We start from the raw sequence: 23,801 nt of genomic DNA, 5'->3' as shown, positions 1-23,801 counted from the left end.
GTGCCCCGCACCGTAGGGAGCGTTCGTGTCCGGGCTGTTTCGGGCCGGTGTCGTACGCCGTCCGGTCTGTACCGGACCGAGGAGGGGTCAGGCCGTGACGAACTTCCCGACCTCGGCGCGCAGCTGCTGCGACATGCGGGCCAGCTCGTCGATCGCGGACCGGGTCTGGTTGACCGCCTGCGTGGTGGAGTCCGCCGCCGTCGCCACCGAGGTGATGTTGGTGGCGATCTCGCCCGAGCCGGTCGAGGCGTCGGCGACGTTGCGCGACATCTCGTTGGTGGTCGCGGTCTGCTCCTCCACCGCTGAGGCGATGGTCAGCTGGTAGTCGTTGATCGAGGTGATGATCGTGGCGATCTGGCCGATGGCGGCGACCGCGCCGGTGGTGTCGTTCTGGATCGCCTCGACGCGGCGGGCGATGTCCTCGGTCGCGCGGGCGGTCTCCCCCGCGAGCTCCTTGACCTCGTTGGCGACGACCGCGAAGCCCTTGCCGGCCTCGCCGGCCCGCGCGGCCTCGATGGTCGCGTTGAGGGCCAGGAGGTTGGTCTGCTCGGCGATCGAGGTGATGGTCTTGACGACCGCGCCGATCTCCTCCGAGGAGGTGCCGAGCTTGCCGACCTGCTCGTTCGTGGTCTCCACCATGGAGACGGCCTCGGAGGCGACGCGGGCGGCGTCGTTGGCGGACTGGGCGATCTCGCGGATCGAGGCGCTCATCTCCTCCGAGCCGGCCGCGACCGTCTGCACGTTGCGGGAGACTTCGTCGGCCGCACCGGAGACGACACCGGCCTGGACCGAGGTCTCCTCGGCACCGGCGGCGATCTGGTGCGAGGACGCGGAGAGCTCCTCCGAGGCCGCGGCGACGGCGTCGGCCGACTCCGCGACGGTGCCCACGATCCCGGCCACCGAGGATCGGGCGAGCTCGTAGTCCTCGGCCATCCGGCCGAGCTCGTCGCGGCTGGTGACGCCCGCCTCCACGGTGAGGTCGCCGTGCGCGAAGGCCTGCAGCGCGCGGCGGATCGCCTCGATGCCGCGCAGGATCCGCCCCGCGAGCAGCAGCGCGATCGCGGCCACGGTCGCGATCGCCAGCAGCAGCGCGATGATCATGAGGGTGCGCGCGGAGTGCGAGTCGCCGACCGCGGCATCCGCCTCGGCGGCCGTGCGGTCGGTGATCGTCTTCACGAGCGTGTCGGTGTCCTCGACGATCTTGTAGTAGACGGCGTAGCTGTCGTTGTTGATCAGGTTCTCCGCCTTGAGGATGCCTGCGCCCGTACCGAGCTGGTAGGCAGCCTGGATCTTGTCGTCCATGGCGAAGAACTGGTCCCACTGGTCGGCGATCTGGGCGAACATCGTGCGCTCACCCGCGGTCATCGCGTTGACGGGGAACGAGGCGAGGAGGCTCTTCAGCTTCTCGGCGTCGGCGAGGAAGCCGCCGCGGTTGACCTCGTTCGGGTCCACGGCCTTGGCCGGCGAGAGACGACGGGCGTCGAGGGCGTAGGCGACCTGCCAGCCGCTGATGTCGGCGTTGTAGAAGGCGACGTCCTTGACGTCCATCGAAAGGGCGTCGAGCGCGCGCAGGTCCTCAGCCGCGCTGCCCGCGTCGGCGGCGTTCTTGATCCCGATGCCACCGACGACGAGGGCGCCGAGGATGCCGGCGAGGCCGACGGCGAGGATCTGGGTGCGCAGCCCGAAGGCGGCGGTACGACGGGACATCGGTGGGACTCCTGGGTCGCGAACAGGTGGGAAGGTGTGGCAGGACCCCGGACGTGGGCTCGGGCCCACGCCCGGGGCCACCTGTCCCATCGGTCGGCCCCCCGGTCTCCTGAGCGGAATCGGGACGGTCGGACCCCGCGGCTACGGTGGCGCCATGAGCGGCGGCCGCACCCAGCACCCTCGGATCGACCCGGTCCGCCTCGACGACCTGGCCGCCGGCGACCCGGCGGAGCTCACCGCACGGGCCGACCTGGAGGCGACCCGCTTCTCCGGCGTACGCCGCGCGTCCCTCGACCTCGGCGGCGCCCGCCTCGACGGCGTGGAGCTCGCCGACCTGGTGGCCGACGAGACCGACCTGCGCGGCGCCCGGCTCACCGAGGTCCGCCTCGACGGGGTCGGTCTGCCCGTCGTGCGCGCCGCCGGCACCGAGTGGCGCGACGTCGAGGTCTCCGGACGACTCGGGTCGGTCGAGGCCTACGAGGCGCGGTGGCGCGGGGTCCACCTCGTCGGCGCGAAGATCAGCTTCCTCAACCTGCGCGCCGCCCAGCTCGTCGACGTCGCCTTCACCGACTGCGTCGTCGAGGAGCTCGACCTGCAGGGCGCCGAGATCACCCGGCTCCGCTTCGTCGACACCACGGTCCGCCGCCTCGAGACCCATGGGGCCCGCCTGACGGACGTCGACCTGCGCGGGGCCACGCTCGAGGTCGTGGACGGCCTCGGCGACCTGCGCGGCGCCACCGTCAGCCCGGAGCAGCTGACGTTGCTCGCGCCCCTGCTCGCCGACCACCTGGGCCTCCTGGTCGAGGAGTGAGCCGCGTCGCGGGTCTCAGAGCCCGGTGTCGTCGGTCGACTCGAAGCCGTGCCGGATCCCCCACGCGACCGCCTGCGAGCGGCTGCCGACGCCGATCTTCCGGTAGGCCGTGCCCAGGTAGGTCTTGACGGTGTTGACGGTCAGGTAGGCCCGCGCCGCGATCTCGTCGTTGGTGAGGCCGCGGACCACCAGCGACAGCATCTCGGCCTCCCGCTGGCTGAGCCCGTGGACCTGGCCCGGCCAGGTCTGCACCGCCTCGCCGTCGGCGCGCGGCTCCGGCGGCGGCTGGCCGCCGTCGTGGATCGCCACGAGCGCGGCGACCAGCTCGGCCGCCGTCAGCCCCTTGCGCAGGAAGCCCGCGGCGCCGGCCCGGAGCGCGGCGTCCTCGGGATAGTCGTCCCAGCTGTAGACGACCACCTTCGCCGCGGGGTTCTCCGCGAGGATCTCCTTGAGCTTCACGTCCACGTCCGGGACCCGGCCGAAGGTGTCGTAGAGGACCACGTCGGCCGCGTGCGGTACCCGCGTCGAGGTGGTGATGTCGACGATCCGCACCTGCCGCGGGTAGCGGGCCAGCATCTCGGCCACGCCCAGCAGCACGATCTCGTAGTCGTTCGACAGCGCCACCCGCACCGGCGGCGGTCCGTCCTGCTCGTACGTCGGGTTCGTCTCCACGCCGGTCGTGTGCCCGCTCGGCACCCGGCGGAATCGTGCCGCCGGACAGCAGGTGCCGTCTCAGGTGGCCATGAAGAGGATCATGTCGCGGTCGTACTCACGACCCTCGTGCTGCTCGGCGAGGTGGGCCTGCGCCTTCGCGACGAGGTCGTCCTCGTCGGTGCCGACCATGGTCTCGCCGCACGGGCAGGTGAGCCGCGTCTTCATCCCCGGATCCCTTCGCTTGACGGTTGACTGGACATGTGTCCAACCTTACTCCCATGCGCTTCGCCGTGGTGTCCGCGTTCCTCCCGACCGAGGAGATCCCCGCGATCGCCAGGGCCGCCGACGAGCTCGGCTACCACAGTCTCACCATCGCCGACCACGTCGTCGACCTGGCCGAGCTGGCGACGCCGTACCCCTACGAGGCCAGCGGGCGCCGCCGCTGGGACGAGACCTGCGAGTGGCCGGACCCGTGGGTGCTGGTCGCGGCACTCGCGGCGGTGACGACCCGACTGCGCTTCTTCACCTCGATCTACGTCGCCGCGCTGCGCAGCCCGTACGTCGTCGCCAACGCGATCGGTACGGCGGCGCTGCTGTCCGGCGGCCGGGTCTCCCTGGGCGTGGGGGTCGGCTGGTGCCGGGAGGAGTTCGAGCTGCTCGGGCAGGCGTTCGCGGGGCGGGGGCGGCGTACCGACGACGACCTCGTCCGGATGACCGAGCTCTGGCAGGACGGGCCGGAGGTGCCGGTCCTGGTCGGCGGGCTCTCCGAGGTCGCGCTGCGGCGGGCCGCCCGGCACGACGGCTGGGTCGGTGACGTCTGCACCGTCGACGAGGCGGTCGCGACCGCCGCCCGGCTCCGCGAGCTGCGCGCCGAGAGCGGGGCGGACGGGCCGTTCGAGGTGATCCCCGCGCTCTCCGACGCGGTCCTGCCCGAGGACTTCGTCCGCGCCCGCGACGGCGGCGTCACCGAGGTGATGACCGCACCGTGGAGGTACTACTTCGGCCGCCGCGCCACCCTCGACCAGAAGCTCGAGGGCATGCAGCGCTTCCGCGACGACGTGCTGGTGCACGTCTCTTGACCGACTTCGAGCACCTCCTCTCCCCCGGCCGGATCGGTGGGCCCGTCGGCGGCATGGAGCTGCGCAACCGGATCGTCATGTCGCCGATGGAGACGATGTACGGCACGCCCGAGGGGCTGCCGTCGGACCGCACGGTCGCCTACTTCGCCGCCCGCGCGCGTGGCGGCGTCGGGCTGGTCACCGTCGGCGCGACCGGCATCGACCCGCTCCACCCGGAGACCCCGGGTGGCCTGCAGATCGGCACCGACGAGTCCGTGGCCGCGCACCGCCGGCTCGTCGACGCCGTCCACGAGCACGGCGCGCGGATCCAGCCCCAGATCGTGCACGCCGGCCCGGACGGGCTCGGCCCCGAGATGCACGGCGTGGTCTCGCTCGGGCCGTCGGTCATCCCGTCGTACCTCACCGGCCGTCCCTCGACCGAGGTGACGAAGGAGCAGATCGCCGAGATCCTCGACCTCTACCGGGCCGCGGTCGGGCGCGTCCGCGATGCGGGGTACGACGGCATCGAGCTGCACGCCGCGCACGGCTACATGTTCCTCGGCTCGTTCCTGGCGCCACAGCGCAACCGGCGCACCGATCGCTACCGCGGCAGCTCGGTCGAGGGCCGGATCCGGGTCGTGCTCGAGGCGCTGGCCGCGATCCGGACGGAGGTCGGCCCGGACTTCCCGATCACGCTGCGGATCTCCGGCTACGAGCGGGTCGCGGCCGGGCGGCCGTCGTACGAGACGGCGCTGGTCGCGCCGCTGCTCGTCGAGGCCGGCGTCGACGCCTTCCACGTCAGCGGCGGCGTGATCGACCGGCTGGTGACGCAGATGGTGACCGGGGCCGTCCACGGCGACGGCCCCAACGTGGGCGCCGCGGCGGCGGTCAAGGAGGTCGTCGACGTCCCGGTGATCGCCGTCGGCCGGCTGCACGACCCGGTGCTCGCCGAGCGGGTGCTGGCCGAGGGGCGTGCGGACTTCGTGGCACTCGGCCGGCCGCTGCTCGCCGATCCGGACCTGCCGCGCAAGCTCGTCGCGGGCGAGGCCGGGCGGGTCCGGCGGTGCATCTCCTGCGAGAACTGCATCGACTCGCTCGAGCAGCGCTTCTCGACCGACTGCGCCGTCAACCCGCTGACCGGCCGCGAGCACGACCTGCTGCTGACGGCCCCACCGGCGCCGGTCCACGTCGTGGTCGCCGGCGGCGGGCCGGCGGGTCTCGAGGCGGCGCGGCTGGCGGCGGCCCAGGGCGACCGGGTCACGCTGCTGGAGCGCGGCGACCGGCTCGGCGGCGACCTGGTCCGCGCCGCGGCCGTCCACCCCGCGAACGCGTCGTACCTCCGCTGGCTGCTGGCCGAGGTCGCGCGCGCCGGGATCGACGTCCGGCTGGGCACCGAGGCGACGGTCGAGACCGTGGCCGCCCTCGCGCCGTACGCCGTCGTGGTGGCCACGGGAGGATTGGTCACCAACCCGACCCTGGCCGGCCACCCGATCCGCGAGGTCTGCGACCGCATCACGGCCGGTGAGCAGGTCGGGCTCGGCCACCGGGTGACCGTCGTGGGCGGCAGCCAGGCCGCCCTCGAGCTCGCCGGCACGCTCGCGGAGCGCGGTCACCGGGTCGCCGTCCTCGAGCCGGGCCCGGCCCTCGCGCCGGAGACCGGCCTCAAGCGGCTCACCGAGCACATGGACGAGCTCGACCGGCTCGGGGTCACCGTCCACGTGGCCGCTCCGGTCGGCGCGGTCGAGCCCGGCGCCGTGGTGTTCACCCCGCAGGGCGGCTCCGAGCGCCGGCTGCCGACCGACGACGTGGTGCTCGCCGGCAGCGTCGAGCCCGACACGCGGCTCCAGGACGCGCTGTCGGCGGCGCTGCCCGACATACTGGTCCAGACCGCCGGGGACTGCACCGGCCTCGGTCTGGTGCGTGGAGCCACGACCGACGCCGCGACGGCCGTCGATCTGATCAACCGGACGCGCCTGTCCGTTTGAGGTCGCCTCGTCATGGAATCATCTGCGCCATGAAAGCTGCGCCCGGACGGGGACGCCGCGCGCTCGTGGTCGAGGACGACCCCGACATCGGCGCGCTCATCGAGGCTGCCCTCGAGGACCTCGGGTTCGCCGTGTCGCGCGTCGACAACGGCCAGGACGCCGTCATCGCGGTCAAGGACGAGTCCCCCGACCTGATCACCCTCGACCTCAGCCTGCCCGGCCTGGACGGCATCGAGGTGTGCCGCCAGATCCGGGAGATGACCGACGCCTACATCATCATGATCACCGCCCGGATCAACGAGATCGACCGGCTCCAGGGCCTCGAGACCGGCGCCGACGACTTCATGCCCAAGCCGTTCAGCCTCCGCGAGCTCCAGGCGCGCGTCAACGCGATGTTCCGGCGCCCGCGGCAGACCGCGACCGGCCCGGCCGACGACCTCCGGTACGGCGTCCTCCACATCGACATGAGCAGCCGCCGCGTCTACCGCGACGACCAGGAGCTGGTGCTCACCCGGATCGAGTACGAGCTGCTCGTCGAGCTGATGCGCGACCCCGAGCGGGTCGCCACCCGCGAGGAACTCATGCAGTCGGTCTGGGGCACGGACTGGACCGGCGACACCCACCTGGTCGAGGTCCACGTCGGCAACCTGCGCCGCAAGCTCCGCCCCGCGGGCTACATCCGCACCGTCCGGGGCGTCGGCTACCGGATGGACCTCGACGCCTGAGGCCGATCGCATGCGGGAGTCACCGGTGCACCGGTGACTCCCGCACTTCTCAGGCGTTGCATCGGCCGAGAAGTGCAGGACTTCCCTGAGCAGTGTGACGGGTGGGGCGGATGAGGTGCCAGCGGCCGCCTCGGGTTTGGTCACCAACCCCCTGTCCGGGCCGCGGCCCGGGGCGACGCGCAGGGTTACGCTGCCGACTGACGAGAGGGGCGCCATGTCGGACAACGGCTTCGGGTCGGGACTGTGGAAGAACCTCCAGCAGGTCCGGCTCGGCGAGGACGGCGGCATCGAGGCGCCCGTCCGCGTCAACGGCGAGGACGGCATCGTCATCGGGGCGGACGCCGTCGCCGCTGCGGAGGCCCGGCAGGCGACCGAGGGCGGCGGGGCCGCACCGAGGCGCGGGCTGCTGCGCCGGCTCCTCCGCCGGGGCTGAGGCCCGACGTCCCGTCCGAACGGCGCAATTGCGCGGTTGGGGACGCGCCACCTCACGCCGCTGGCGCTCAGTCGCCCCAGAAGACCCGGTCGACGACCCCGCGGGCCAGCCGCGTGTAGCGCAGCTGGTCGTTGAGCATCGCGTCGGAGGAGTCCGCCGGGTAGCCGAGGATCGCCGCGACCGCGGCCCGCTCACGGGCGTCGCGGGGCAGCTCGTCGCTGGGCTTGCCGCGCACCAGGGTGACCGCGTTGCGGACCCGGCTGACCCGGCGCCAGCTCTGCTGGAGCATCGCCGCGTCGTCCTCGTCGAGCAGCCCGGCGGCTCGGGCGGCGGCCAGCGCCTCGAGGGTGCGGGAGGTGCGCAGGCCGGGCACCGACCCGGCGTACCGCATCTGCAGCAGCTGCACCGTCCACTCGATGTCGGCCAGTCCCCCGCGCCCGAGCTTGAGGTGGGTGTGCGGGTCGGCGCCGCGCGGCAGCCGCTCGCTGTCGACGCGCGCCTTGATCCGGCGGACCTCGAAGACGTCGTCTTCGGTGATGCCGTCGGCCGGGTAGCGCAGCGGGTCGATCATCGCCTCGAAGCGCTCCCGCACCCCGAGGTCACCGACCACCGCGTCGGCGCGCAGCAGCGCCTGGAACTCCCAGACCTTCGACCACTTCGCGTAGTAGGCGGCGTAGGAGTCCAGTGTGCGCACCAGCGCGCCCTGCCGGCCCTCGGGACGCAGGTCGGCGTCGACCTCGAGCGACGGGTCGGGGCCGGGGAGCGCGAGGAGGCGGCGCACCTCGTTGGCCACGCCCTGGGCGTACGACGACGCCGCCTGCGGGTCGGCCCCCGGCTCGGGGTCGTGCACGAACATCACGTCGGCGTCGCTGCCGTAGGACAGCTCGAAGCCGCCGTAGCGGCCCATCGCGACGATCGCCATCCGGGTCGGCGCCGCCTCGAGGCCGCGCTGGGCGCGCACGCTGCGGCCGGCCACCTCGAGCGTGGCCTCGAGCGTCGCGTCGGTCAGCCGGGACAGCCCGGCCCCGACGTCGGCGACGTCGATCAGCCCGAGCAGGTCGCCGGCGGCGATGCGCAGCAGCTCACGCCGGCGTACGGCGCGGATCGCGCGGCTGGCCGGCTCGGGCTCCTGCTGGCGCCGCGAGCTGGCGAGCATCTCCTCGGTCAGCGCCTCGGCCGAGAGCGGCCGGAGGTCGCCGCCGAGCATCCGGACGCCCTGCGGCTCGCGCTCGAGCAGGTCGGTGGCGTAGCGCGAGGTCGCGAGCAGCCGGGCCAGCCGCTCGGCGACCTGGCCCTCGTCGCGCAGGGTGGAGAGGTACCACGGCGTCTCGCCGAGGGACTCGCTGATCCGGCGGAAGCCGAAGAGGCCCGCGTCCGGGTCGGGCGCGTCGGCGAACCAGCCGAGCAGCACCGGCAGCAGCGTCCGCTGGATCTGCGCGGTCCGGCTGAGGCCCGCGGTGAGCGCCTCGAGGTGCCGCAGCGCCGAGCGGGAGTCGACGAAGCCCAGCGCGGCCAGCCGCTTCTCCGCGGCCTCCGGCGAGAGCCGGGCCTCGCCGCCGGGGATGCGCGCGACGGCGGTGAGCAGCGGACGGTAGAAGAGCTTCTCGTGGAGCCGGCGTACCTCCCGGCGGTGGTGCTGCCAGGTCTTGTCGAGGATCCCGACGGGGTCCTTGAGGTAGTTCATGCTGCGGCCGATCCGGCGCAGCGACGCCTCGTCCTCCGGCACCACGTGGGTACGGCGCAGCCGGTGCAGCTGCAGCCGGTGCTCGAGCGTGCGGAGGAAGGCGTAGGCCTCGTGCAGCGCCTCGCCGTCCTCGCGGCCGACGTACCCGCCGCGGGTGAGCTCGGCGAGCGCGCTGAGCGTCGTCGGCGGGCGGATCCGCTCGTCGGCGCGACCGTGGACGAGCTGGAGCAGCTGGACGGCGAACTCCACGTCGCGCAGCCCGCCGACCCCGAGCTTGAGCTGGCGCTCGGCCTCGCGAGCCGGGATGTGGTCGACGACCCGGCGGCGCATGGCCTGGGTGTCCTCGACGAACCCGTCGCGCTCGGCCGCCGACCACACCATCGGCCGGGTCATCTCGACGAACTCCTCGCCGAGCTCCAGGTCGCCCGCCACGGCGCGCGCCTTGAGCAGCGCCTGGAACTCCCAGGTGCTGGCCCACCGTTCGTAGTAGCCGCGGTGGCTGGCGATCGTGCGCACCAGCGGTCCGGCCTTGCCCTCGGGGCGCAGGTTGGCGTCGACCGGCCAGATCGTGCCCTCGGCCGTGTGGTCGGAGCAGATCCGGATCAGGTGGCTGGCCAGCTGGGTGGCGATCCGCAGCGCGGCGTCCTCGGAGGCGCCCTCCGCGGCGGCGTGCACGAAGATCACGTCGACGTCGGAGACGTAGTTGAGCTCGTGGCCGCCGCACTTGCCCATCGCGATGACCGCGAGCCGCGCCTGGTCGGCGTCGGGGCCGACCCGCTGCCGGGCGACCTCGAGCGCGGCCTCGAGGGTGCCCGCGGCGAGGTCGGAGAGCTCGGCCGCGGCGTCGTCGACGGCGAGGTGGTGGGTGAGGTCGCGGGCCGCCGTACGCAGGAGCTGGCGGCGGTACTCCACCCGCAGCGCGTCGACCGCCTCGGCGTCCGGCTTGCCGGCGACCGCGTCGAGCAGGGCCTCGCGCATCGCCCAGGCCGCGGGCCGGGTGGCGCCGAGGCGGGAGTCGGTCAGCTCGCGCCACTGCTCGGGGTGCCGGACGAGGTGGTCGGCGAGCGCCTCGCTGGCGCCGAGCAGGGAGAGGACCCGCATGGCGGTGCCCTCGTCGTCGACGAGCGCCTGGAGCAGCTCGGCGGGCTCGGGCGCCGCCTCGGCGAGCCGGACCAGGCCCGCGATCGCCGCGTCGGGGTCGGCGGTCCGGCCCAGCAGCGCGAGCAGCGGCTCCGCGGCGTCGCCGAGCAGGCCCAGCGCGGCGGTCGCCGCGTCCGGGTCGAGGAAACCCAGGCGCAGCAGGTTGCCCTTGCTGGTCGCCGGGCGGATCATCGCGCGGCGTGCTCCCGGGCCAGGGCCGCGAAGGACGCCGCCAGCGGGCGCCACGCGTCGTCGAGCTCGGTACGGGCGCTCGCGACGTCGCGCAGCAGCCCGTCGGTGTCGATGCCGCGGGTCTCGTGCGAGCCGCGGTCCTCCTCGGCCCACGGGCGCAGCACGACGTCGTCGACCTCCGGGTGGAGCTGGACGCCCCACATGAGCTCGCCGTAGCGGGCGGCCTGCACCTCCCCACGGTCCGTCTCGGCGAGCAGGACGGCGTCGGCGGGCAGGGCGGTGACGACGTCGTCGTTCCACTGGACGCCGCGGCGCGGCGTCGCGAGCGGCCCGAGCAGCCGGTCACCGGCGGCGGCCGCGGTCCAGCCGACGCCGAGCAGGCCGACCTGCTGGCCGAGCGGGTTGACCTCGACGGTCCCGCCGAGTGCGGCCGCGACGAGCTGGTGGCCGAGGCACACGCCGAGGGTGGGCACGCCGGTGACCCGCGCCTCGCGGACCAGGTCCTTCACCGGGCCGATCCAGGCGTGCTTCTCGTCGTCGTTGGCGCCCATCGGGCCGCCGAGGATCAGGAGCGCGTCGTACGCCGCCAGCCCGGGCAGCTCGTCGCCGTCGTAGGGCCGGCAGACCTCGATCTCGCACCCGGCCTCGGCCAGCCAGCTGCCGAGCCAGGCCGGCGGGCACTCGTGGTCGTGCTCGACGACGAGCACGCGGGGCGCGCTCATGCGTCCTCGCGCTCGGGGGCGAGCAGCACGACCAGGAGGCCGACGCCGACGATGACCGTGAGCAGGCCGACCAGGATCGCGACGAGGAAGATCGACAGCACGATCAGCAGCACCGCGGTGGTGATCACGAGCCGGCGGGCCGACTCGGAGCGGGCCCGGAGCGCCCGCAGCGTGGCCAGGCCGAGCAGGGCGATCACGAGGCCGCAGACGGTCGTGATGGTGCCGCCCCGGTCGTCGTCACCCCACACGAAGAGCAGGCCGACCAGCACGAGGAGGCCGGCGAGCCCGAGCGCGGCGTACAGGAGGCGGTTGAGCACCCGCACCCGGTCGTCGCTGAGGCTCGCGGGGCCGGTCTCGTCGGCCATCAGATGACCGGGAGCATGCGGTCGCGCTCGTAGGCGGAGACCTGACCGCGGTAGTCGTCCCACTCGGCGCGCTTGTTGCGCAGGAAGAAGCTGAAGACCTGCTCGCCCAGGGTGTCGGCCAGCAGCTCGGACCCCTCCGCGATGTTGATCGCGTCGTAGAGGCTCTTGGGCAGCGGGTCGATGCCGAGGTTCTTGCGCTCGCGCTCGGAGAGCGACCAGACATCGTCCTCGGCCTCCCGCGGCAGCTCGTAGCCCTCCTCGATCCCCTTCATGCCGGCCGCGAGCACCACGGCGTAGGCGAGGTAGGGGTTGCAGGCGGCGTCGAGGGAACGCAGCTCGATGCGGGTCGACTGGCCCTTGAGCGGCTTGTACATCGGGACCCGGATCATCGCGGAGCGGTTGTTGTGGCCCCAGCAGATGTACGACGGCGCCTCGGCGCCCCACAGCATCCGCTTGTAGCTGTTGACCCACTGGTTGGTGATGCAGCTGATCTCCGGGGCGTGCTTGAGGATGCCGGCGATGAAGCTGCGGCCGGTCTTCGAGAGCTGGTACTCGGCGCCGGCCTCGAAGAACGCGTTGTTGTCGCCCTCGAAGAGGGAGACGTGGGTGTGCATGCCGGAGCCGGGGTGCTCGGTGTAGGGCTTGGGCATGAACGAGGCCCACATGCCCTGGGTCAGCGCGACCTCACGGACGACGGTGCGGAAGGTCATGATGTTGTCGGCGGTCGACAGGGCGTCGGCGTAGCGGAGGTCGATCTCCTGCTGGCCGGGGCCGCCCTCGTGGTGGCTGAACTCCACCGAGATGCCCATCTGCTCGAGCATTCCGATCGCCTCGCGGCGGAAGTCGGCGCCCATCGACTGCGCGGTGTGGTCGAAGAAGCCGCTGCGGTCGGCCGGGACCGGCGGGGCGCCGTCCTCCGGGACGTCCTTGAAGAGGTAGAACTCGATCTCGGGGTGCGTGTAGAAGGTGAACCCCTGGTCGGCGGCCTTGCTCAGCGTCCGCTTGAGCACGTGGCGCGGGTCGGCGTACGACGGGGAGCCGTCGGGCATCGAGATGTCGCAGAACATCCGGGCCGTCGACGGGCCCTCGCCGCTGCGCCACGGGAGGATCTGGAAGGTCGACGGGTCGGGCTTGGCGAGCATGTCGGACTCGTAGACGCGGGCGAAGCCCTCGATCGACGAGCCGTCGAAGCCGATGCCCTCGGAGAAGGCCTGCTCCAGCTCGGCCGGTGCGACCGCCACGGACTTGAGGAACCCGAGCACGTCGGTGAACCACAGCCGCACGAAGCGGACGTCACGCTCCTCCAGAGCGCGGAGAACGAAGTCTTCCTGCTTGCCCATGGCGTCAGCCTAGGGGTAGCGGTCTCACGGCAGCAGCGTGGCTCGCAGGTCCGAGATGAGGGCGGGTCCGACCCGGCAGCAGCCGCCGACCAGGCGGGCACCCTCGCCGACCCAGCCGGGCGCCAGGGCGGGGTCGTACGCCGGGGTGCCGGCCCAGGCGTGGGCGTCCGCGTCCCAGGCCTCGCCGAGGTTGGGGTAGGCGACGCCGGGGCGTCCGGTCTGGGCGTGCGCCGCGGCCAGCGCGCCGGCGACGTCCTCGGGGGCGGAGCAGTTGACGCCCGTCGCGATGATCGGGGGGCAGTCCCTGAGGACGGCGTACGCGTCGGCGAGCGGCTGGCCGGCGCGGGTGCGGTCGCCGTCGACGGCGTAGGAGAACCAGGCCGGGATCCCGAGCTCCTGGAGGAGACCGACGAGGACCTCGGCCTCGTCGGCGTCCGGGACCGTCTCGACCGCGAACAGGTCGGGCTGCTGCTCGGCGAGGAGCTCCAGCCGGGGCGCGTGGAAGTCCCGCAGGGTGCTCTGCGGGACGCCGTAGCGGCCGCGGTACTCGGACCCATCGGCCAGGTAGGCGCCGTACGGCCCGACGGAGGCGGCCACCCACAGCGGCCTGCCGAGCTCCTCGGCCAGCCGGTCGCGGGTGTCGATGGCGATGGCGACGCTGCTGCGGATCACCGCCTCGGCGCTCGCCCGCTCGAGCCCGGCCGCGACCAGCCCCGGCACCGAGGCCTGGTAGCTCGCCGTCGTCGCGACGTCCGCCCCGGCCCGGTAGTAGGCCTCGTGCACGGCCGCGATCTCGCCCGGCTGCTCCAGCAGCAGCTCGGCGGTCCACAGGTCGGAGGTGAGGTCGTGGCCGCGGTCCTCCAGGGCGTTCGACAGGCCCCCGTCGAGGATCCGGACGTCGTCGCCGTCGGTCAGTGCTGGCATCCGGTCATTCTGGCGGCCAGGCGTGCTGCAGCATTCACCGGTGCACCGGTGACTGCTGCACTTCTCGGCCGATGCAACGCCTGAGAAGTGACGGGGTCGCCTGAGCGGTGTGACGGGTGTGGCAGGTGGGGCGGATGAGGCGCCGCCCGCTCGATCGCGTCAGGACACCGGGACGTTGGCGTCGAGCTCGGCCAGCCACGCCTCCGGGCCGGCGTCCGACGGCATCCGCCAGTCGCCGCGCGGCGACATCGTGCCGCCGGCGCTCACCTTCGGTCCGTTGGGCAGCGCCGATCGCTTGAACTGGCTGGCGAAGAAGCGCTTCGTGAAGACCTCGAGCCAGTGCCGCACGTCGCCCAGGGAGTACGCCGTACGCCGCTCCTCGGGGAAGTTCGGCGGCCAGTCCCCGACCGACGCGTCGCGCCAGGCGTGCCAGGCCAGGAAGGCGATCCGGCTCGGCCGGGCGCCCCGGCGCAGCACGTGGAAGAGCGTGAAGTCCTGCAGGGCGTAGGGGCCGACCGACGCCTCGGTCGACTGCACACTGCCCGGCACCAGCTCGGGCGTGATCTCCTGCTCGACGATCTCGAGCAGCAGCCCGGCCGCGTCCTCGTCGACCTGGCCGCTCGAGGCGACCCAGCGGATGAGGTGCTGGATCAGCGTCTTCGGTACGCCGGCGTTGACGTTGTAGTGGGACATCTGGTCGCCCACGCCGTACGTGCACCACCCCAGCGCGAGCTCGGACAGGTCGCCGGTGCCGAGGACGATGCCGCCGCGGTGGTTGGCGAGCCGGAAGAGGTAGTCGGTGCGCAGACCGGCCTGGACGTTCTCGAAGGTGATGTCGTAGACCTCGGCACCCTCGGCGTACGGGTGGTCGATGTCCGCCAGCATCCGCCGCGCGGCCGCGGTGATGTCGATCTCCTCGAAGGTGACACCGAGCGCCTTGGACAGCCGCGTGGCGTAGGACTTCGTGGTCTCGCCGGTCGCGAAGCCGGGCAGCGTGAACGCGTGGATGTCCGAGCGCGGCCGGCCGAGCCGGTCCATCGCGTTGGCGGCGACGATCAGCGCGTGGGTGGAGTCGAGGCCGCCGCTGACGCCGATGACGACCTTCGGCTGCCCGATCGCGGCGAGGCGGTGCTCGAGCCCGGAGACCTGGATGTTGTAGGCCTCGTAGCAGTCCAGCGCGAGCCGCTCGGCCTCGTCCGGCACAAAGGGGTAGCGGTCGACCTTGCGCCGCAGCCCGATGTCACCGGCCGGCGGGCGCAGCTCGAAGCGGACCGTGCGGAAGCCGCGGACCCGCTCGTCGTGGGTGCGGCGGTTGTCGTCGAAGGTGCCCTGGCGCAGCCGCTCCTGGCGGATCCGGTCGAGGTCGACGTCGACGACGGTCCGGCGCGGGCCGTCCGGGAAGCGCTCGCTCTCCCCCAGCAGGTCGCCGCACTCGTAGACCATCGTCTGGCCGTCCCAGGACAGGTCCGTGGTCGACTCGCCCTGGCCGGCGGCGGCGTAGAGGTACGCCGCGGAGCACCGCGCGCTCGCGCTGCGGACCAGCAGCCGCCGGTCCTCGGCGCGGGCGACGGTGATCGGGCTGCCGGACAGGTTGGCGAGCACGGTCGCGCCGGCCAGCGCGGCCTCGGCGCTCGGCGGGACCGGCACCCACATGTCCTCGCAGACCTCGGCGTGCAGCAGCAGCCCGCGCACGTCGCTGGCCTCGAAGACGAGGTCGGGCCCGAAGGGCACGTCGGCGCCGAGCAGCCGGATCGTCCCGCCCCGGCGGTCGTCGCCGGGCGCGAACCACCGGCGCTCGTAGAACTCCCGGTAGGTCGGCAGGTAGGACTTCGGCGCCACGCCGAGCACCCGCCCGGCATGGATCACGACCGCGCAGTTGACCACCCGCGTGCCGTGCACGAGCGGCGCCCCGACGACGAGCACCGTGCGCAGGTCGGTCGAGCCGGTCACCAGGTCTGCGATCGCCGCGTGCACCGCGTCGAGCAGGGCGTCCTGGAGGAAGAGGTCGTCGATCGAGTAGCCGGTCAGCGACAGCTCCGGGAAGACCGCCACCGCGACCCCGTCGTCGTGGCACGCCCGCGCCTGCTCGAGGACGGCGCGCGCGTTGGCCGCCGGGTCCGCGATGGCGACCGGGAGGGTGCACGCCGCGACCCGCGCGAAGCCCTGGTCGTAGACGGAGTAGAAGTCCACGTTGCGAGTCTAGGGCTCCCCCATCCCCGGGGCCGCCCGATGAGTTCGCCGTACGACGCCGGTCAGCACGGCATGCCCGAGATCAGCACCTGCCTGTGGTTCGACGACAACCTCATGGAGGCCGTGGAGTTCTACACCAACGTCTTCCCCAACTCCGCGATCCGGAAGGTGTCCCACTACGACGACGGGCGCGTGCTCGCGGCCGAGTGGACGCTCGACGGCCGGTCGTTCCGCGGGATCAACGGCGGCCCGGTGCACGCGGGCTTCACCGAGACCATCTCGCTCAGCGTGAGCTGCGCCGACCAGTCCGAGGTCGACTACTACTGGGACACCCTCGTCGACGGCGGCCGGCCCGACGCGTGCGCGTGGCTCCAGGACCGCTTCGGCCTGTCCTGGCAGATCGTCCCGGTCCGCCTCTACGAGCTGCTCTCCGACCCGGACCCGGCCCGGTCCCAGGCCGCCGGCGAGGCGATGATGCAGATGCAGAAGATCGTCATCGCCGACATGGAGGCCGCCGCCGACGCAGCCGTGAGCTAGGCGGACTCGCGCCAGGCCGCGCTGTCGACGAGCCGGACGCCGAGCCAGTCCTCCAGCCCTGCGGCGCCGTCGACGGTGACGTCCAGCCCGCGGGAGACGGGGCGGCGTACCACCCACTGCCGCTCCAGGAATGCCTCCGCCACCGCCGCGCCGAGCCCACCGGACACGTGCGGGCGGCGCTCGGTCCAGTCCTGGCAGGCGCGTACGACGGGCCGCGACGCGAGCTGCAGCGACGTGACCGAGACGCCGAGCGGGTCGAGCACCGCGGCGGCGTCGTCGCCGAGCTCGAGGGTCTCGGGCCGCAGGGCACCGCGGGCGACGAGCCCGTCGGTGACCGCGATGCCGAACACACCGGCGAGGTGGTCGTAGCAGAGCCTGGCCCGGCGCAGCCGACGCCTGCTGTTGGCCCCGCGCAGCGAGGTGACCGGCGCGGCCGGCGCGACCAGCTGCATCGCCTCGAGCATCTCGGCGACCTCCACGGACGCGATCCGGTAGAGGCGCTGGCGACCCGACGACGCCACCTCGACCAGCCCGCCCTCGCGCAGCCGCTTGAGGTGGGCGCTGGTCAGCGACGGCGAGGCGTCGGCCGCCCGCGCGAGGTCCGACGCACTGGTCGCACCGCCCGACTGCAGCGCGAGCAGGATCGCCGCGCGCACCCGGTCGCCGACCAGGGCGCCGATCGCCGCGAGGTCCGTGTCGCCGTTCATGCCTCGACGGTAGCCCCGGGATCCTTCAACCCGGATTGAAACGTCGAGCGCTTACGGTCGAGGGGTGATGAACCGATCCTGGCAGCGCGTCGCCCTGGCCATGTTCGCCGTCGGCTGGGGAGCCAACCAGTTCTCTCCGATGCTGCTCGCCTACCGCGCCGAGCTCGGGATCTCGACCCAGACCCGCGCCCTGCTCTTCGCCCTGTACGCCGTCGGCCTCATCCCGGCGCTGCTCGTCGGCGGGGCCGCCTCGGACCGGTGGGGCCGCCGCGCGGTCGTCGTCCCGTTCGTCGCGATCTCCCCGGTGGCGACCGTGCTGCTGATCGCGTCGGCCCACTGGGTGCCCGGGCTGGCGATCGCCCGCCTCCTCGCGGGCGTGAGCTCCGGCGTGGTCTTCGGCGCCGCCAGCGCGTGGGTGTCCGACCTGTCCGTCGACGACCCCGCGGGCGCCGGCGCCCGCCGCGCCGCGCTCGCCCTGTCGGCCGGCTTCGGGCTCGGCCCGCTGGTCACCGGCCTGGTCGCCGAGGTCGCGACGTACCCGCTCACCGTCCCCTACCTCCCCCACGTGGTGCTCGGCGTCGTGGCGGCGGTGCTCCTGCTGCCCGTCCCGGGTCCGCGACCGGACGACCCGGCGATCCGCCCCCTGGTCAGCCTTCCGGCCGTCACCCGCGGACGCCGGTTCCTGCTCGCGGTCGCACCCGCGGCGCCGTGGGTCTTCGGCTGCGCGTCGATCTCGATCGCGTTCCTGCCGAGCGCCGTCGACGCCCCGACCCACGGCGAGCTCGCGTTCGCCGGCGTCCTGACCGGGGTCACGCTCGGCACCGGCGTCCTCGTCCAGCCGCTCGCCCGCCGCCTCGACGACCGTCGACCGCTCCTCGCCGGCCGGGTCGGCCTGCTCAGCGCCGTCGCCGCGCTGCTCATCGGCCTCGGCGCACTCGAGGCCGACAGCCGCTGGCTGCTGCTCGTCGCCGGCCCGGTCTTCGGCGCGGCGTACGGCTGCGGGCTGGTCTCCGGCCTGCGCGAGGCGGAGCGGCTCGCGCCGCCCGAGGAGCGCGGCGCGGTGGTCGCGGCCTTCTACGGGCTGACCTACCTCGGCTTCTTCGCGCCCTACCTCCTCGGCGCCGTCGGCGGGCTCGGGATCGGCCCGGACGGTGCCCTCCTCGTCGCCGTCGCGGTCGCGCTGGGCAGTCTCGCGGTGGTCTCCGCCGCGGGCCGCAGTGACCAGTCACACAGGACCGAACCGGCGAGTACGGAGCTAGCCTGAACGACGGTCCGTGGACTCCATCAGGGAGCTGCGAGATGACGATCCAGGGAGTACCCATGAGCGAGGAGACCGCGCCGTACGGCACCGGTCCAGCCAAGGCGGCCGAGCAGTCGAAGGGCCAGCAGATCAAGCGGATCCGCACCCACCACCTGCGGGAGATGAAGCAGCGCGGCGAGCGGTTCGCGATGCTCACTGCCTACGAGCAGTACGCCGCGCAGACCTTCGACGAGGCCGGCATCGAGGTCCTGCTGGTCGGCGACAGCGCGTCCAACAACGTCTACGGCAACGAGACCTCGCTGCCGGTGACCGTCGACGAGCTGATCCCGCTCGTCCGCGCCGTCACCCGCTCGGCGCACCGCGCGCTCGTCGTCGCCGACCTGCCGTTCGGCTCCTACCAGGCCTCGCCCGAGCAGGCCTACCTGACCTCCGTGCGCTTCATGAAGGAGGCCAACGCCCACGCCGTGAAGCTCGAGGGCGGCCTGCCGATGGTTCCGCAGGTCCGCAAGCTCACCGAGGGCGGCATCCCGGTGATGGCGCACATCGGCTTCACCCCGCAGTCCGAGCACAACCTCGGCGGCTACCGCGTCCAGGGCCGCGGCGACGCCGCCAAGCTCGTCGTCGAGGAGGCCCAGGCGATGGAGGAGGCCGGCGCCTTCGCCGTCGTCATGGAGATGGTCCCCGGCGAGGTCGCGGCCGAGGTCACCGCCAACGTCGGCATCCCCACCATCGGCATCGGCGCCGGCAACCGCTGCGACGGCCAGGTCCTCGTCTGGCAGGACGCCTTCGGCCTCCGCACCGGCCGGATGCCCCGCTTCGTCAAGCAGTACGCCGACCTCCACGGCGTCCTGCTCCAGGCCGCCCAGGAGTACGCCGCTGACGTGAGGTCCGGCGCCTTCCCGGCGGACGAGCACCCCTTCTAGGCCGGAGCCGCGTAGTCCCGCACGTTTTCGCGGTCCAGGCGTGATCTGACCGCGAAAACGTGCGGGACTACCGCGCCCTGACACTTGTCATGGGGAGGTCATGACGAGCGACGGAAGAGCCGAGCCCTGCCGGGCACGAGGGTGGACCCATGACCTCCACCAGCACCCTCCCCGACGGGTCGGCGACCCGCACGGCCGCGGTCCGGCTGTCGGGCGTGACGAAGAGCTTTGCCATGGGACGAGAGAGCGTGGAAGCCGTCCGCGGCCTCGACCTCGAGATCCAGCCGGGCGAGATCGTCGCGTTCCTCGGGCCCAACGGCGCCGGCAAGACCACGACCATCGACATGATCCTCGGCCTGTCCCGGCCGACCACCGGCACCGCGGAGGTGCTCGGCATGGCGCCCCGTGACGCGATCGCCCGCGGTCTCGTCTCGGCGGTCATGCAGACCGGCGGGCTGCTCAAGGACCTCACCGTCCGCGAGACCGTCGAGTACACGGCGGCCCTCTTCGCCGACACCCGCCCGGTCGACGAGGTCCTCGGCGACGCGGGCATCACCGAGATCGCCGACCGCAAGGTCGCCAAGTGCTCGGGCGGTGAGCAGCAGCGGCTCCGCTTCGCGATGGCGCTGCTCTCCGACCCGGCGCTGCTGCTGCTCGACGAGCCGACCACCGGCATGGACGTCGAGGGCCGCCGCGCCTTCTGGTCCTCGATCCGGCGCGACGCCGAGACCGGCCGCACCGTCCTCTTCGCGACGCACTACCTCGAGGAGGCCGACCAGTACGCCGACCGGATCGTCCTGATCAGCCACGGCAAGGTCGTCGCCGACGGCACCGGCGCCGAGATCAAGTCCCTCGCCAGCGGTCGCACGCTCCGCTTCACGGTGCCCACGCCGGACGCCGACGCCTTCGCCCGGATCCCCGGCGTCGACGGCGTCGAGGTCCGCGGCGAGACCGTCATCCTGCACACCAAGGACAGCGACGCCGTCGCCCGGCACCTGCTCACCAGCACCGACGCCCGCGACCTCGAGATCACCGCCAAGGGACTCGAGGACGCCTTCATCGCCCTGACAGGAGACGCCCGATGAGCACCGTCACGATCGACCCGAACACCCGCCGGGTCCCGCCGCTGGGCGGCTTCAACCTCACCGTGCTCGGCCTCGAGCTCAAGCGGATGCTGCGCAACCGCCGTACGGTCATCTTCACGCTCGTCCTCCCTGCCGCGCTGCTGCTGACCTTCGGCGGCCAGGACGGCTGGGACGACCCGGCCGGCTCGGGCAACGTCGCGGCGTACATCCTCATCTCGATGGCGATGTACGGCGCCGCCCTCACCTCGGCCGCGACCGGCTCCGCCGTCGCGATGGAGCGGGCCCTCGGCTGGTCGCGCCAGCTCCGACTCACCCCGCTCAACCCGGTCGTCTACATCGTCATGAAGACGCTGGTCGCGCTCGTCATGGGCGGCATCGCGATCCTCGTGGTCAACCTCGTCGGCGCCTTCGTCGGCAAGGCCGACATGCCCGTCGACGTCTGGGTCGCCAGCGCCGTCGTCGCGCTCCTCTGCACGCTCACCTTCGCCGCGCTCGGCGTCTTCGTCGGGTACGTCGTCCCCGGCGAGAACGCCATGCAGATCCTCGGCCCCGGCCTGGCCCTGCTGTCCTTCCTCGGCGGCCTCTTCATCCCGCTCGACCAGTACGCCGACTGGGTGCGCGAGATCGCCTACTGGACCCCGATGTACGGCGTCGCCGAGGTCGCCCGATCGCCGCTCACCCACGAGCTGCCGTGGTACGCCGTGATCAACGCCGTCGGCTGGTTCGCCCTCTTCGTGGCCGGCGCCGCGTGGCGGATGAGCAAGGACACGGCCCGGGTGTGAGGTCGGGTGTGACTACCCTCCCGACCATGAGCGAGCAGCGGACCGTGCCCAACCCCGGGCGTCTCGGTCCGCTGTTCGCCGGCATCTGGCTCTTCTTCCTGCTCAACCCGCTCCTCGAGGGCTGGTCGCACCGCGACGAGGCGTCCGGGGTCGTCGGCATCGTCGCGACGCTGGCCTTCGCGGCGGCGTACATGAGCCTGTGGCTCCGAGCCCGCGCCGACCGGCTCCGGCTGATCGAGAGCCCGCCGCTGCGCTTCAGCGTCCCCTACCTCGTGGTCTTGGTGCTCCTCGGCGCGGTGATGGTGGCGTCGCTCGGCGAGTCCGGCACCGCCGCGATCGTCTACGTCGCGGTCTCGGTCGTGATGGTCGCTCCCTTCCGGGTCGCCGCGCCGGTGGTGGTGCTGCTGGTGGTCGGGTCGCTGGCGCTGGGCGCCGTCGAGGACTGGGGCAGCCAGGTCAGCCTGGCGTTCGGCGTGATGGCGGCGTCGGTGGCGGTCTTCGGGATGCGCGCGGTGATGCGGCGCAACATCGCGCTGCTGCAGGCCGAGCAGGAGAACGCCAGCCTCGCCGTCGAGAACGAGCGCACCCGCTTCGCCCGCGACCTGCACGACATCCTCGGCCACTCGCTCACCGTCATCACGGTCAAGGCCGAGCTCGCCCAGCGGCTACTCGACGTCGACCTCGAGCGGGCCCGCGCCGAGCTCGCCGACCTCGAGCGGCTCAGCCGCGACGCGCTGGCCGACGTACGCCGCGCCGTCGAGGGCTACCGCGAGCTGACCCTCCCCGGCGAGCTGGCCCGCGCCCGCGTCGCGCTCGCGGCCGCGGAGATCGACGCGCGGCTGCCCAACTCCACCGACGAGGTGCCCTCCGAGCTGCGCGAGCTCTTCGCCTGGACCGTGCGCGAGGGCGTCACCAACGTCATCCGCCACTCCGGCGCCCGGGTCTGCGAGGTCACCCTCTCCCCCACCACCGCCGAGGTCCGCGACGACGGCCGCGGCCCGTCGTCGTCCGGCTCCGGGTCCGGTCTCAACGGCCTGCGCGAGCGGGCCGGCGCGGTCGGCGCCACCGTCGTCACCCACGCCCTCGAGCCGGGCTTCTCGCTGCAGGTGGTGCGCGCGTGAGCACCATCCGGCTGCTGCTCGCCGACGACCAGGCGCTGGTCCGCGGCGCGCTCTCCGCGCTGCTCAGCCTGGAGCCGGATCTCGAGGTCGTCGTCGAGGTCGGCGCCGGCGACGAGGTCGTCCCTGCGGCGCTCGAGCACCACCCCGACGTGGCGCTCCTCGACGTCGAGATGCCCGGCATGGACGGGATCGCCGCCACCGCCGCGCTCCGGGCTGCGGCACCCGACACCCGCGTGCTGATCGTGACCACCTTCGGCCGGCCCGGCTACCTGCGCCGCGCGCTCCAGGCCGGCGCCTCCGGCTTCGTCGTCAAGGACACTCCCGCCGCCCAGCTCGCCGACGCCGTACGCCGCGTCCACGCCGGCCTCCGCGTCGTCGACCCGGCGCTGGCCACCGACAGCCTGGTCGCCGGCGAGTCCCCGCTGACCGCGCGCGAAACCGACGTGCTCCGCGCCGCCCGCGACGGCTCCTCGGTCGCCACCATCGCCGCCCGCCTCTTCCTCTCCGAGGGCACCGTCCGCAACCACCTGTCCTCGGCCATCGGCAAGACCGGCGCCACCAACCGCGCCGAGGCGGTCATCGCCGCCGACGGCAACGGCTGGCTCTGAGGCGCCGGTCAGTCGAAGGTCAGCAGCCCGGCCCGGTCGATGGCCGGACGCGGCGTCGGGGCCGCCCCGACGGCCGCCGGGGCCATCGTCAGGTTCTTCCTGGTGAGCCCGAAGGCGAGCCGCAGGTCGGCCTGGATCAGGCACGGCACCACGGCGAACGCGAAGGTCACCGGCTCGGGCCCGGTGAAGCTCACCCAGTCGTCGTGCTGGCGCTCCCAGGTCAGCGACGCGTCCGCCGCGCCGACCAGGTCGGCCAGTCCGTCGACGGCGACCGACACCCCCTGTCCTCCCTGGCCGGTGGCGCGGACGGCGAACGACGAGCTCGCGAGGGTCCGGGTGATGAGGACGAGCTCCTGGGTGCGGTCCTCCAGGAAGATCTCCGTGGCCGGGGTCCGCGCCAGCGTGCGCCCGTTGATCGCCTGCCCGAGCGCGGCCAGGTCCACCTGGTGCTCCACCACGTCCCGCACCTCGAAGGTGAACCCCGACGCGCCGTGCCACAGCGTCGCCTCGACGGACGCACCGGGCACGGGGACGCCGAGCGCGGTCAGGAACTTCGCGGACAGCTCGGCACCGAGCTTCGCGCCGACCTCGGCCGACCGGGTGCCGGCGAGCCCGACCGCGGCCGCCGACGTGATCGCCGGCAGGTCGCCCTCGCCGTCCAGCAGGTGTCGCAGGTGACCACGGGGCTCGGTGCGGTCGTCCTGGACCGCCAGCGTCTCGAGCGGCTCGATGCCGGCCCGCGGCGCCGCGACCACGTTGGCACCGTAGGTGTCGCGCACCTTGGTGGTGAACGGATCGTCCTTGCGGGCACACGCGCGGAAGCCCATCGTGGCTCCTCTCCTCAGCT

At 73.3% G+C, this 23,801-nt stretch carries 23 protein-coding genes; 12 read left to right on the top strand and 11 right to left on the bottom strand.

What is annotated here, in order from left to right; translation table 11 throughout:
- Positions 1–87 precede the first annotated feature (87 nt).
- Positions 88–1,707, bottom strand: a complete 1,620-nt coding sequence (locus K8U61_RS19215; protein ID WP_224124672.1) for a methyl-accepting chemotaxis protein — start codon at positions 1,705–1,707, stop codon at positions 88–90.
- A gap of 154 nt (positions 1,708–1,861) precedes the next feature.
- Between K8U61_RS19215 and K8U61_RS19210 the strand changes: the two genes are divergently transcribed.
- Entirely contained in the window at positions 1,862–2,518 is a 657-nt protein-coding gene (locus K8U61_RS19210) for a pentapeptide repeat-containing protein (RefSeq protein WP_224124671.1), read from the top strand.
- A 15-nt stretch (positions 2,519–2,533) separates the two neighbouring features.
- Here K8U61_RS19210 and K8U61_RS19205 read toward each other — a convergent pair whose 3' ends face one another.
- Positions 2,534–3,214, bottom strand: coding sequence for a response regulator transcription factor (locus tag K8U61_RS19205; protein WP_224124670.1), 681 nt, complete (start codon positions 3,212–3,214; stop codon positions 2,534–2,536).
- A 36-nt stretch (positions 3,215–3,250) separates the two neighbouring features.
- Positions 3,251–3,397 carry a DUF1059 domain-containing protein gene (locus K8U61_RS19200; protein WP_224124669.1) on the bottom strand — a complete coding sequence of 49 codons (147 nt, stop codon included), beginning with the start codon at positions 3,395–3,397 and terminating at the stop codon, positions 3,251–3,253.
- 53 nt (positions 3,398–3,450) lie between these two features.
- Between K8U61_RS19200 and K8U61_RS19195 the strand changes: the two genes are divergently transcribed.
- From K8U61_RS19195 to K8U61_RS19180, 4 genes are all read left to right on the top strand, one after another.
- Positions 3,451–4,251 (top strand): LLM class flavin-dependent oxidoreductase, encoded by an 801-nt coding sequence (locus K8U61_RS19195; RefSeq protein ID WP_224124668.1) that lies wholly within the window; start codon positions 3,451–3,453, stop codon positions 4,249–4,251.
- Complete coding sequence (locus K8U61_RS19190) at positions 4,248–6,215, top strand: oxidoreductase (protein ID WP_224124667.1); 1,968 nt, start codon at positions 4,248–4,250, stop codon at positions 6,213–6,215. Before K8U61_RS19195 ends, K8U61_RS19190 begins: the two co-directional genes overlap by 4 nt.
- Positions 6,216–6,244: 29 nt before the next feature.
- On the top strand, positions 6,245–6,940 hold the full coding sequence (locus K8U61_RS19185) for a response regulator transcription factor (RefSeq protein WP_224124666.1): 696 nt from the start codon (positions 6,245–6,247) through the stop codon (positions 6,938–6,940).
- A 214-nt stretch (positions 6,941–7,154) separates the two neighbouring features.
- Positions 7,155–7,373: a hypothetical protein gene (locus K8U61_RS19180; protein WP_224124665.1), complete on the top strand. Its 219-nt coding sequence runs from the start codon at positions 7,155–7,157 to the stop codon at positions 7,371–7,373.
- Positions 7,374–7,440: 67 nt separating this feature from the next.
- Here K8U61_RS19180 and K8U61_RS19175 read toward each other — a convergent pair whose 3' ends face one another.
- The 6 genes from K8U61_RS19175 to K8U61_RS19150 all read right to left on the bottom strand — a co-directional run bounded on the left by K8U61_RS19175 (position 7,441) and on the right by K8U61_RS19150 (position 15,930).
- On the bottom strand, positions 7,441–10,389 hold the full coding sequence (locus K8U61_RS19175) for a bifunctional [glutamine synthetase] adenylyltransferase/[glutamine synthetase]-adenylyl-L-tyrosine phosphorylase (protein WP_224124664.1): 2,949 nt from the start codon (positions 10,387–10,389) through the stop codon (positions 7,441–7,443).
- Positions 10,386–11,111 carry a type 1 glutamine amidotransferase gene (locus tag K8U61_RS19170; RefSeq protein WP_224124663.1) on the bottom strand — a complete coding sequence of 242 codons (726 nt, stop codon included), beginning with the start codon at positions 11,109–11,111 and terminating at the stop codon, positions 10,386–10,388. Before K8U61_RS19170 ends, K8U61_RS19175 begins: the two co-directional genes overlap by 4 nt.
- A complete protein-coding gene (locus tag K8U61_RS19165; RefSeq protein ID WP_224124662.1) occupies positions 11,108–11,476 on the bottom strand; it encodes a hypothetical protein in 369 nt (122 codons plus the stop codon). Before K8U61_RS19165 ends, K8U61_RS19170 begins: the two co-directional genes overlap by 4 nt.
- Positions 11,476–12,816, bottom strand: a complete 1,341-nt coding sequence (locus K8U61_RS19160; RefSeq protein ID WP_224124661.1) for a glutamine synthetase family protein — start codon at positions 12,814–12,816, stop codon at positions 11,476–11,478. Before K8U61_RS19160 ends, K8U61_RS19165 begins: the two co-directional genes overlap by 1 nt.
- Positions 12,817–12,840: 24 nt before the next feature.
- Positions 12,841–13,740, bottom strand: coding sequence for a homocysteine S-methyltransferase (gene mmuM / locus K8U61_RS19155; RefSeq protein WP_224124660.1), 900 nt, complete (start codon positions 13,738–13,740; stop codon positions 12,841–12,843).
- Between the two features lie 159 nt (positions 13,741–13,899).
- Positions 13,900–15,930 (bottom strand): NAD(+) synthase, encoded by a 2,031-nt coding sequence (locus tag K8U61_RS19150; RefSeq protein ID WP_224124659.1) that lies wholly within the window; start codon positions 15,928–15,930, stop codon positions 13,900–13,902.
- Positions 15,931–15,969: 39 nt separating this feature from the next.
- On the opposite strand from K8U61_RS19150, the gene K8U61_RS19145 reads away from it, so the two are divergent.
- The gene (locus tag K8U61_RS19145; RefSeq protein WP_224124658.1) at positions 15,970–16,467 is read left to right on the top strand and encodes a VOC family protein; all 498 of its coding nucleotides are present in this window, start codon (positions 15,970–15,972) and stop codon (positions 16,465–16,467) included.
- Here K8U61_RS19145 and K8U61_RS19140 read toward each other — a convergent pair.
- Positions 16,464–17,174 carry an ArsR/SmtB family transcription factor gene (locus tag K8U61_RS19140; protein ID WP_224124657.1) on the bottom strand — a complete coding sequence of 237 codons (711 nt, stop codon included), beginning with the start codon at positions 17,172–17,174 and terminating at the stop codon, positions 16,464–16,466. The genes K8U61_RS19145 and K8U61_RS19140 overlap by 4 nt on opposite strands.
- A gap of 67 nt (positions 17,175–17,241) precedes the next feature.
- On the opposite strand from K8U61_RS19140, the gene K8U61_RS19135 reads away from it, so the two are divergent.
- The 6 genes from K8U61_RS19135 (at position 17,242) to K8U61_RS19110 (ending at position 22,954) form a co-directional block, all read left to right on the top strand.
- Positions 17,242–18,438 (top strand): MFS transporter, encoded by a 1,197-nt coding sequence (locus K8U61_RS19135; protein WP_224124656.1) that lies wholly within the window; start codon positions 17,242–17,244, stop codon positions 18,436–18,438.
- 56 nt (positions 18,439–18,494) lie between these two features.
- On the top strand, positions 18,495–19,358 hold the full coding sequence (gene panB / locus K8U61_RS19130; protein WP_224124655.1) for a 3-methyl-2-oxobutanoate hydroxymethyltransferase: 864 nt from the start codon (positions 18,495–18,497) through the stop codon (positions 19,356–19,358).
- 149 nt (positions 19,359–19,507) lie between these two features.
- Positions 19,508–20,443 (top strand): ABC transporter ATP-binding protein, encoded by a 936-nt coding sequence (locus K8U61_RS19125; RefSeq protein WP_224124654.1) that lies wholly within the window; start codon positions 19,508–19,510, stop codon positions 20,441–20,443.
- A complete protein-coding gene (locus K8U61_RS19120) occupies positions 20,440–21,225 on the top strand; it encodes an ABC transporter permease (RefSeq protein WP_224124653.1) in 786 nt (261 codons plus the stop codon). Before K8U61_RS19125 ends, K8U61_RS19120 begins: the two co-directional genes overlap by 4 nt.
- Before the next feature lie 26 nt (positions 21,226–21,251).
- On the top strand, positions 21,252–22,346 hold the full coding sequence (locus K8U61_RS19115) for a sensor histidine kinase (protein WP_224124652.1): 1,095 nt from the start codon (positions 21,252–21,254) through the stop codon (positions 22,344–22,346).
- Complete coding sequence (locus K8U61_RS19110) at positions 22,343–22,954, top strand: response regulator transcription factor (RefSeq protein WP_224124651.1); 612 nt, start codon at positions 22,343–22,345, stop codon at positions 22,952–22,954. The genes K8U61_RS19115 and K8U61_RS19110 overlap by 4 nt, the downstream gene beginning before the upstream one ends.
- A gap of 8 nt (positions 22,955–22,962) precedes the next feature.
- Here K8U61_RS19110 and K8U61_RS19105 read toward each other — a convergent pair whose 3' ends face one another.
- On the bottom strand, positions 22,963–23,781 hold the full coding sequence (locus tag K8U61_RS19105; protein WP_224124650.1) for a gasdermin: 819 nt from the start codon (positions 23,779–23,781) through the stop codon (positions 22,963–22,965).
- Positions 23,782–23,801 lie beyond the last annotated feature (20 nt).

The sequence above is a fragment of the Nocardioides mangrovi genome (assembly GCF_020073815.1).
Classification (GTDB): Bacteria; Actinomycetota; Actinomycetes; order Propionibacteriales; family Nocardioidaceae; genus Nocardioides; species Nocardioides mangrovi.
The sequence above is the reverse complement of the archived record's forward strand: the minus strand, read 5'-3'. Positions and strand labels throughout refer to the sequence as shown.

Bases quoted from the DNA above. Each gene is read 5' to 3' on its own strand.
- K8U61_RS19215 (WP_224124672.1), bottom strand. From the start codon at position 1,707: ATGTCCCGTCGTACCGCCGCCTTCGGGCTGCGCACCCAGATCCTCGCC.
- K8U61_RS19210 (WP_224124671.1), top strand. From the start codon at position 1,862: ATGAGCGGCGGCCGCACCCAGCACCCTCGGATCGACCCGGTCCGCCTC.
- K8U61_RS19200 (WP_224124669.1), bottom strand. From the start codon at position 3,397: ATGAAGACGCGGCTCACCTGCCCGTGCGGCGAGACCATGGTCGGCACC.
- K8U61_RS19195 (WP_224124668.1), top strand. From the start codon at position 3,451: ATGCGCTTCGCCGTGGTGTCCGCGTTCCTCCCGACCGAGGAGATCCCC.
- K8U61_RS19185 (WP_224124666.1), top strand. From the start codon at position 6,245: ATGAAAGCTGCGCCCGGACGGGGACGCCGCGCGCTCGTGGTCGAGGAC.
- K8U61_RS19180 (WP_224124665.1), top strand. From the start codon at position 7,155: ATGTCGGACAACGGCTTCGGGTCGGGACTGTGGAAGAACCTCCAGCAG.
- K8U61_RS19175 (WP_224124664.1), bottom strand. From the start codon at position 10,389: ATGATCCGCCCGGCGACCAGCAAGGGCAACCTGCTGCGCCTGGGTTTC.
- K8U61_RS19170 (WP_224124663.1), bottom strand. From the start codon at position 11,111: ATGAGCGCGCCCCGCGTGCTCGTCGTCGAGCACGACCACGAGTGCCCG.
- K8U61_RS19165 (WP_224124662.1), bottom strand. From the start codon at position 11,476: ATGGCCGACGAGACCGGCCCCGCGAGCCTCAGCGACGACCGGGTGCGG.
- K8U61_RS19160 (WP_224124661.1), bottom strand. From the start codon at position 12,816: ATGGGCAAGCAGGAAGACTTCGTTCTCCGCGCTCTGGAGGAGCGTGAC.
- mmuM (WP_224124660.1), bottom strand. From the start codon at position 13,740: ATGCCAGCACTGACCGACGGCGACGACGTCCGGATCCTCGACGGGGGC.
- K8U61_RS19145 (WP_224124658.1), top strand. From the start codon at position 15,970: ATGAGTTCGCCGTACGACGCCGGTCAGCACGGCATGCCCGAGATCAGC.
- K8U61_RS19140 (WP_224124657.1), bottom strand. From the start codon at position 17,174: ATGAACGGCGACACGGACCTCGCGGCGATCGGCGCCCTGGTCGGCGAC.
- K8U61_RS19135 (WP_224124656.1), top strand. From the start codon at position 17,242: ATGAACCGATCCTGGCAGCGCGTCGCCCTGGCCATGTTCGCCGTCGGC.
- panB (WP_224124655.1), top strand. From the start codon at position 18,495: ATGAGCGAGGAGACCGCGCCGTACGGCACCGGTCCAGCCAAGGCGGCC.
- K8U61_RS19125 (WP_224124654.1), top strand. From the start codon at position 19,508: ATGACCTCCACCAGCACCCTCCCCGACGGGTCGGCGACCCGCACGGCC.
- K8U61_RS19120 (WP_224124653.1), top strand. From the start codon at position 20,440: ATGAGCACCGTCACGATCGACCCGAACACCCGCCGGGTCCCGCCGCTG.
- K8U61_RS19115 (WP_224124652.1), top strand. From the start codon at position 21,252: ATGAGCGAGCAGCGGACCGTGCCCAACCCCGGGCGTCTCGGTCCGCTG.
- K8U61_RS19105 (WP_224124650.1), bottom strand. From the start codon at position 23,781: ATGGGCTTCCGCGCGTGTGCCCGCAAGGACGATCCGTTCACCACCAAG.